The sequence below is a fragment of the Mesorhizobium sp. M1A.F.Ca.IN.020.03.2.1 genome (assembly GCF_004023205.1).
Lineage (GTDB): Bacteria > Pseudomonadota > Alphaproteobacteria > Rhizobiales > Rhizobiaceae > Mesorhizobium.
In genome coordinates this window covers 1-7,761 of sequence record NZ_RZSV01000241.1, presented here as the reverse complement: position 1 = coordinate 7,761, position 7,761 = coordinate 1, and the positions used below count along the sequence as shown (strand labels likewise).

Here is a 7,761-nt window from a genome sequence, read left to right as displayed (position 1 = left end):
TCATAGGACATCGAGTTCTGCACGACGATGAAGCGGCCGGAAGCCTGCGCCTTGTTCTTGATCTTCTCGGCCTGGTCGAAGACTTCCGAGGGATCGCCGGTCGAGCGAACCACCATCGAGATCGGCAGGCCGCCGCCCGAGCCGGGCAGCGTCGGCGGCGCGAAGACGAAAGCCTCGACGCCAGCGACCTTGGCCAAGCGACCGGTGATGTCGGCCTGGATCTCCTTCGAGCTGCGCTGGCGTTCGGCCCAGTCCTTGAAGGCAAAGCCGACAAAGGCGCCGTTGGTGGCGCCGCCGAAGGCGACCGCCGAGAACTGCGCCCGCGTTTCCGGAATGTCCTTAACAAGACCGAGGATCTGGTTGACGTAGGTCTCGGTGTAGTCCGAGGTCGCGTAGCGCGGGGCGGTTACGATGGAAAGCAGGAAGCCCTGGTCTTCCTCCGGCGCCAGTTCGGTCGAGGTCTTGGTGAACATGAAGCCGGTGAGCGCGACCAGCGCGACGACGATGATAAAGGTAACCGGCCTGTTTCTGAGCGAAGCGGTCACGGCCCGCTCGTAGAGGCGCTCGACACGGCTGAAGGTGCCGTCGACGATGCGCTGGAAGCGGCCGTGCGCGCCGGCCTTCAAGAGGCGAGCCGACATCATCGGCGTGATGGTCACCGCAATCAGGCCGGACAGCACCACGGAGCCGGCCAACGTGACCGCGAACTCGCGGAACAGCGCGCCGGTCAGACCGCCGGTGAAGGCAAGCGGCGCAAACACGGCGGCCAGCGTAATGGTCATGGCGACGATTGCCGAGAAGATCTCGCGCATGCCGTTGAAAGCCGCCTGCATCGGCGACATGCCGTCTTCCTCCATATGGCGGTGGATGTTCTCCACCACGACAATGGCGTCGTCGACGACAAGGCCGATCGCCAGCACCATGGCAAGCAGCGACAGAAGGTTGATCGAATAGCCTACCGCAAACAGAATGAAACAGACGCCGATCAGCGACAGAGGGATGGTCACGATCGGCATCATCACCGAGCGGAAGGATCCGAGGAAGAGCAGGATGACGAGAATGACGATGGCGACAGCCTCACCGATGGTCTTGAACACCTCCTCGATCGAGGCGCTGATCTGCTCGGTGGAATCGTAGACGATCTCGATCGTCATGCCCTTCGGCAACGTATCCTGGATCACCGGCACGATCTTGTGGATCGCCTCGGCAGTCGTCAGCGGATTGGCGGCAGGCGTCGGGAAGATGGCCAGGAAGGTGCCCGGCTTGCCGTTGAAGCTCACCCTCGTGTCGGTGCTGGCGGCGCCAAGCTCGACCCGCGCCACATCGCGCAGCCGCACCACCTGGCCGTCGGTCGAGCGGATGGGGAGCTGCGCGAAGGCTTCCGGCGTCTGCAGGGTCGAGAGAACCGCGATCGAGGAAACCACATACTCGTTCTGTGTGTTGCCGGGCGCGGACAGGAAATTGGAATTGTTGATCGCAGTCAGCACGTCGGCGGCCGTGGCGCCGCGGGCGGCGAGCCTGACCGGGTCGATCCAGACCCGCATCGAATATTCCTCGGCGCCGAAGATCTGGACGTCGGCGACGCCTTCCACGGTCGAGATGCGCGGCCGCACGACGCGCTCGATGTACTCGGTCAACTGCTCCTTGGTCATGTTCGGATTCTGCATCGAGATATACATCATCGCGAACTGCTGGCCGGTGCCCTTGACGATCACCGGATCCTTGGCGGCATCCGGCAAGGTGCCGCGCACGCCTTGAACCTTGGACAGCACCTCGGTCAACGCAACATCGGGGTTGGAGCCGAGCTTCATCTGCACGGTCACCGTGCTCGAAGACGGGCGGCTCGACGAGGTGACGTAGTCGATGTTTTCCGTCGAGGCGACGGCGCGCGCGATCGGCGCAGAGATGAAGCCCTGAATCAGGTCGGCGCTGGCTCCGGGATAGGCCGTGGTGATGGTGATCGCCGTCTCGTCAACCTTCGGATACTGGCGGATCGACAGGTTGAAGATGGCCTGGAAACCCAGGAGCAGGATCATGCAGGCCAGCACCGTCGAGAGGACGGGGCGGCGAATGAAGATATCGGAAAAGCTCATTGCTGAACCTGCTTGTTTGCCGATTTGCTGGGATCAACGGTGTTGTCGACCGCAACGGACATGCCGTTGAAGAGCCGGTTCTGACCGGCGGTCACGACCTGGTCGCCGGCCTTCAGGCCTTCGACGATCTCGACCATGCCGTTGTTGCGGCGGCCGAGCTTGACGAAGACCTGCGATAGAACGAGCGCCGGTTGCTGCCCGGTTTCGGCCGGCTTTTGAGCGTTCTCAGGCGGCTTCGCGGCGCTGTCGGCGGCGTTTGCCGTATCGGAGGCCGGCTTCGAGGCATCGGCTTGCGGCTTGGCTGCATCGCCGGCAGGCTTCTCCGCCCCGGCCTTCTGGTCTTCCGGTTTTGCTGGCGCGGCAGCGCCGGCCTCAGCGGGCTTGGGCGGCACCACCACGAAGACATAGTCGCCGTAGAGGCTCGAGGTCACCGCCGTCTGCGGCACCGAGATGACGTTGCTTTCCTCCGGCAACTCGACGCGGATCTGCACGAACTGGCCCGGGGTCAGCTTGCCCTCCGGGTTGGCGACCTCGCCGCGGATCGACACCAGCCGGCTTGCCGGGTCGATCTTGGGATCGATGCCGCGGATCGAGCCGGCAAAGGACATGTCGGCAGCATTGCTGCCGATCCGCACCGTCTGGCCGATCTTCAGCAGCGGCAGCTGCTGTTCGGGCACGGTGAAGTCGACCCGCATCGTGTCCAGATCCTGGATCGTGACGACTGAGTTGCCGGGCGCCAGATACTGGCCAATGTCGATCTTTGGAATGCCGACCGTCCCGGTGAAGGGAGCTGCGAGTTGCTTTTGGTCGAGCACGGCTTGCAGCTTGTTCACTTGCGCGGCCGATGCGGTCGCCGCCGCGCGCGCGGCATCAAGCGTAGCGTCGGTGCCGACGCCACGCCGCTGCAATTCCAGCGCGCGGGTCAGCGCCGCCTGGTCGGATGCTGCCTGAGCCTTCTGCGCCACCAGATCGGCCTTCTCGACGGCATCGTCGAGCTGCAGAAGCACAGCGTCGGCCGCGACCTTCTGGTTGGCGTGGAAGAGGATGTCCTTGACGATCCCGGCCGTCTCGACGGTCAGGTCGACGCCGCGCACGGCGTTGACGGTGCCGATCGCCTCGACGCCGGGCGTCCAGTTCGAAGGCTTCGCCACGATGGTCGACACTGTCGCCGCCGGCGGTTTCATGGTGGCGAAAAACTGCTTGATCGCATTGTCGCGAAACAGGTTGAAGCCGACGATGCCGGCGCACACCACGGCGAGCAGCAGCAGAATTCCGGTGATGATGAAGAAGCGCTTCACGGATAGTTCCCCTCGAGCCGGCAACGTCAATTGCCGGGACACATATCTACGATAAATCCCGATTTCAAATTGCGGGCGCCTTACTGTACCGTCTGGACGGTCTTGTCAATTCCACAAGGCCTAATGTAAGGGAAGGCGTGATGAAAGCTCGCAGGGCAAACTCGCGCGACAGGATACTTGCAGCGGCAGCCGACGTGGCGCGCGAGGCGGGCCCGGGAAGCCTGTCGCTCGACGCCATCGCGAATCGGGCCGGCGTGTCGAAGGGCGGTCTGCTCTACAATTTCCCGACCAAGGCCAAGCTGATGCAGGGGCTGGTCGAGAATTACCTCAATGCTTTCGAGCAGGCGCTCGAAGAACGCACGGCCGAGGCAAGCGATGAAAGCGCGCTCGCGGCCTACATACGGCTCTCGGCCGATGATTGCGAGAAGCCGAAACCTTCGGCCTCCTGGATGTTCTCCGCGATCGCCGAGGATCCGGAATTCCTGACGCCGATCAAAGCCTTCAAGCGGCAGCTGTTCGAACGGCTGAAGGGGGAAACGGACGACCTCGGCTCGCTGCTGGTTTGTTTCCTCGCCATCGAGGGGCTGCGCAGCATGAATCTTTTCGATTCAGACGTGCTGTCGCAGCAGGAGCACAGGCTCCTGGTTTCCTCGCTGCTCAAGATAGCCGGATAGGTTGCAGGCCTCACATCAGCGGCTGCAAAGACCGCCCTAGAACCGCCAGCTTCCTGTCGCTCGAACTGCATCACAACATTGTAATCGCACCGAAATACGGGCATGGCATTGTTATGTTGCGACGCACAAACTATGTGCTTCAACAGTCCCTCCCTCCACGTGCGAGATCTGCCATGGGTTCCCTGTCCTCAAAGAATGCGCTCGTCACTGGCTCGACCAGCGGCATCGGCCTTGCAATCGCCCGCGCCTTTGCCGCCGAGGGCGCCAACATCACCATCAACGGCCTGGGCGATGCCGCGGCGATCGAAAAGGAGCGCGCCGGCATCGAGAGGGATTTCGGCGTCAAGTGCCGCTATTCCGGCGCCAACATGATGGACGGCGGGGCGGTCACCGCCATGATCCGCGAGGCCGAAGAGGCGTTCGGCAGCCTCGACATCCTGGTCAACAATGCCGGCATCCAGCATGTCGCGCCGATCGACGAGTTCCCCGACGACAAGTGGGAAGCAATCATCCGCATCAACCTGCTTGCCGCCTTCTATGCCATCAAGGCGGTGCTGCCGGGCATGAAGAGCCGCAAATGGGGCCGCATCATCAACACGGCCTCGGCCCATGCGCTGGTCGCCTCGCCGTTCAAGTCGGCCTATGTCTCGGCCAAGCACGGCATTGCCGGCCTGACCAAGACGGTGGCGCTGGAAGTCGCGCAGGATGGCATCACCGTCAATGCGATCGCGCCCGGTTATGTCTGGACGCCGCTGGTCGAGAAGCAGATCCCCGACACGATGAAGGCGCGCGGCATGACCGAGGAACAGGTCAAGCACGATGTGCTGCTTGCCGCGCAGCCGACCAAGGAGTTCGTCACCGTTGAGGAACTGGCGGCGCTGGCGCTGTTCCTGTGCTCGGATGCGGCCAAGCAGATGACCGGCACGACCCTGCCGATGGATGGCGGTTGGACGGCGCAGTAAGTGCAGCCTCCAAAGAAGGTGCGGGGCCGCGCCTCCCTCGACAAGAATTCTTGACAATCGCAGGGGAGCGTTCCAGCATCCTGGCTAAGGGGTTCCCCGCGACGACCCCGTGAGGCGTCAGCCCAACGATCGCGTCCAAACTCTCTTCGTTCAGGAGGTGGACGCCATGCCGTCAACAACTCAGATCACAGTGCCGCAGCTTGCCCGACTGGTCGGCCTGCCGGATGCACCTCGTCTCGTCGACGTACGCATCGACGACGACTTTCAAGCCGATCCGCGGCTGCTGCCGGCTTCTTACCGGCGCGACTTCAGAACCGTCTCGACCTGGGCGGCCGACTTCTCCGGATCCAGGGTCGTGGTCATCTGCCAGCGCGGAGAGAAGCTCTCGCAAGGCGTTGCCGCGTGGCTGCGCCACGAGGGCATTCCGGCGGAATCGTTGGAAGGCGGTTTCGCGGCCTGGGCCGCCGCCAAGGCGCCGTTGGTCGCGGCCGACGCCATTCCGCCCCGCGACGGGAAGGGTCGCACCGTATGGGTCACGCGTTCCCGGCCGAAGGTCGATCGCATCGCCTGCCCCTGGCTGATCCGACGATTTGTCGATCCTGGCGCCGTGTTCCTGTTCGTCGACCCGGCCGAGGTGCCCCTGGTGGCGGATCGCTTCGCCGCGGTGCCCTTCGACATCGAAGGCGTGTTCTGGAGCCATCGCGGCGATCACTGCACCTTCGACACGATGATTGAGGAGTTTGGCCTGCGCACCGAGGCGCTCGATCGTCTGGCGCTGATCGTGCGCGGCGCGGATACAGCGCGTCTCGACCTGGTGCCGCAGGCTGCCGGGTTCCTCGCCGCGTCGCTCGGCCTGTCGCGCATGTTCCGCGACGACTTGGAACAGCTCGAAGCCGGCATGCTGCTCTATGACGCTTTCTTCCGCTGGTGCCGTGACGCCACGGACGAGACGCATAACTGGCCGGCCGGGGGTAAGCAACAATGACCGTGCTTGCCAAGGACAGCGTCGCGCAGCCGGCCGATGTCCCGGCTGTGCCGACCTTCAGTGAAGCGACGGGGCTATGGGCCAAGATCGGCCTGCTCTCTTTCGGCGGGCCGGCCGGGCAGATCGCCCTGATGCACAAGGAATTGGTCGAGGAGCGCCGCTGGATCGGCGAGGAGCGGTTCCTGCATGCTCTCAACTACTGCATGCTTCTTCCGGGTCCCGAGGCGCAGCAGCTTGCCGTCTATATCGGCTGGCTGCTGCACCGGACGGCCGGCGGCCTTGTCGCCGGGACATTGTTCGTGCTCCCGGGCGCACTGGTCATGCTTGCCCTGAGCAGTTTCTACATGCTCTACAACGACGCGCCGGTCATCGAGGCGCTGTTCTTCGGCATCAAGGCGGCGGTGCTGGCGGTCGTCGTCGAAGCGGTGATCCGCATCGGCAAGAGGGCGCTGAAGAACCGGGTCATGGTGGCCATCGCGGTGGCGGCCTTTCTTGCCATCTATGTCCTCAAGCTGCCGTTTCCACTGATCGTGCTTGCGGCGGGACTCATTGGCTGGGTCGGCAATCACTTTGCACCCGGGCTGTTTTCGGGTTCGGCGCATGGCAAGGGCAACGCCGCCGCCGACAGAGGCGGCGTGGTCGACCTGATGTTCGAGCGCGGCGAGCTCGGCCACACCGTGCCGACCAAATGGCACGCAGCCCGGACCATCGCCATCTGGCTGCCGATCTGGCTCGGACCGGTGGCGCTGATCGCCGTGCTGGCAGGGCCGGGGAGCGTATGGGCGCAGATCGGCGGCTTCTTCAGCCTGATGGCGGTCGTCACCTTTGGCGGCGCCTATGCGGTTCTTGCCTATGTCGCGCAAGCCGCGGTGACCTCGTTCGGCTGGCTTTCGCCCGGAGAAATGGTCGACGGGCTCGGACTTGCCGAGACGACGCCCGGACCGCTGATCCTGGTGCTGCAATTCGTCGGCTTCGCCGCCGCCTATCGCCATGCGGGTACGCTCAGCCCTCTGCTTGCAGGGTCGCTGGGGGCGGCGCTGACGCTCTGGGCTACCTTTGCGCCCTGCTTCTTCTGGATATTCCTCGGCGCGCCCTACATCGAGCAGCTGCGGCAGAACAAGGCGTTGTCGGCGGCGCTCGGTGCGATAACGGCAGCGGTCGTCGGCGTGGTGATGAACCTTGCGCTGTGGTTCGCGCTGCATGTCGTCTTCGGCAAAGTCGAGAGCGTCGGCTGGGGCGTCGAGGTTCCGGTCGTTTCCTCGCTCGACTGGCGCGCGGCGCTGCTGTCGGCGGCGGCGATGGTCGCCATGCTCGGGCTGAAGGCCGGCATGCTGCCGACGCTCGCGGCATCCGCGCTGGCGGGACTGGCTCTACAGGCATTGTGAATTGTTTCCAGCCGCAGCCAAGCGTCATCGGAGCTATGTTTACAACTAACATGTCAGTATGCTACGCCTGCTCGCGGATTGATGAATGGAGAATTGCAGGTGGGTTCGCGCTTTGGTCTGTCGGTTGCGCTCACAACGCCCTTTGATGCAGCCGGGCGGATCGCCGTTCCGCTGATGACCGAGCATGCTAGGGCCTGTCTCGATGCTGGCTGCAGCAGCGTAACGCTGTTCGGCACCACCGGCGAAGGCGCTTCCGTCGGTACGGCGGAGCGGCAGGCGGTCATCGATGCCATGCTTGCGGCGGGAATACCCGCGGACCAACTCGTTGCAGGCGTGCTGGTCGATGCGGCGGAGGACGCTGCCG

Annotated in this window: 7 protein-coding genes; 5 read left to right on the top strand and 2 right to left on the bottom strand. The window is 64.1% G+C overall.

The genetic code is table 11. The annotated features are described in order from the left end of the window. The coding region (locus EOA79_RS26750; protein ID WP_164893958.1) for an efflux RND transporter permease subunit at positions 1–2,093 on the bottom strand (2,093 nt) is incomplete at its 3' end. Continuing rightward, positions 2,090–3,391, bottom strand: a complete 1,302-nt coding sequence (locus EOA79_RS26745) for an efflux RND transporter periplasmic adaptor subunit (protein ID WP_095824013.1) — start codon at positions 3,389–3,391, stop codon at positions 2,090–2,092. The genes EOA79_RS26750 and EOA79_RS26745, both read right to left, overlap by 4 nt. A gap of 140 nt (positions 3,392–3,531) precedes the next feature. On the opposite strand from EOA79_RS26745, the gene EOA79_RS26740 reads away from it, so the two are divergent. From EOA79_RS26740 to EOA79_RS26720, 5 genes are all read left to right on the top strand, one after another. Continuing rightward, the gene (locus EOA79_RS26740; RefSeq protein ID WP_095824012.1) at positions 3,532–4,065 is read left to right on the top strand and encodes a TetR/AcrR family transcriptional regulator; all 534 of its coding nucleotides are present in this window, start codon (positions 3,532–3,534) and stop codon (positions 4,063–4,065) included. A gap of 173 nt (positions 4,066–4,238) precedes the next feature. Next, entirely contained in the window at positions 4,239–5,027 is a 789-nt protein-coding gene (locus EOA79_RS26735) for a 3-hydroxybutyrate dehydrogenase (protein ID WP_095824011.1), read from the top strand. A 166-nt stretch (positions 5,028–5,193) separates the two neighbouring features. Then, a complete protein-coding gene (locus EOA79_RS26730; RefSeq protein WP_095824010.1) occupies positions 5,194–6,012 on the top strand; it encodes a sulfurtransferase/chromate resistance protein in 819 nt (272 codons plus the stop codon). Next, positions 6,009–7,397 carry a chromate efflux transporter gene (gene chrA / locus EOA79_RS26725; RefSeq protein WP_095824009.1) on the top strand — a complete coding sequence of 463 codons (1,389 nt, stop codon included), beginning with the start codon at positions 6,009–6,011 and terminating at the stop codon, positions 7,395–7,397. The genes EOA79_RS26730 and chrA overlap by 4 nt, the downstream gene beginning before the upstream one ends. A gap of 99 nt (positions 7,398–7,496) precedes the next feature. Continuing rightward, positions 7,497–7,761, top strand: a 265-nt coding sequence (locus tag EOA79_RS26720; RefSeq protein ID WP_206639271.1) for a dihydrodipicolinate synthase family protein, incomplete at its 3' end; no start/stop codon positions are given.

Excerpts from the sequence above, each read along its gene's own strand:
- EOA79_RS26730 (WP_095824010.1), top strand. The coding sequence starts at position 5,194 with ATGCCGTCAACAACTCAGATCACAGTGCCGCAGCTTGCCCGACTGGTC.
- EOA79_RS26735 (WP_095824011.1), top strand. The coding sequence starts at position 4,239 with ATGGGTTCCCTGTCCTCAAAGAATGCGCTCGTCACTGGCTCGACCAGC.
- chrA (WP_095824009.1), top strand. The coding sequence starts at position 6,009 with ATGACCGTGCTTGCCAAGGACAGCGTCGCGCAGCCGGCCGATGTCCCG.
- EOA79_RS26740 (WP_095824012.1), top strand. The coding sequence starts at position 3,532 with ATGAAAGCTCGCAGGGCAAACTCGCGCGACAGGATACTTGCAGCGGCA.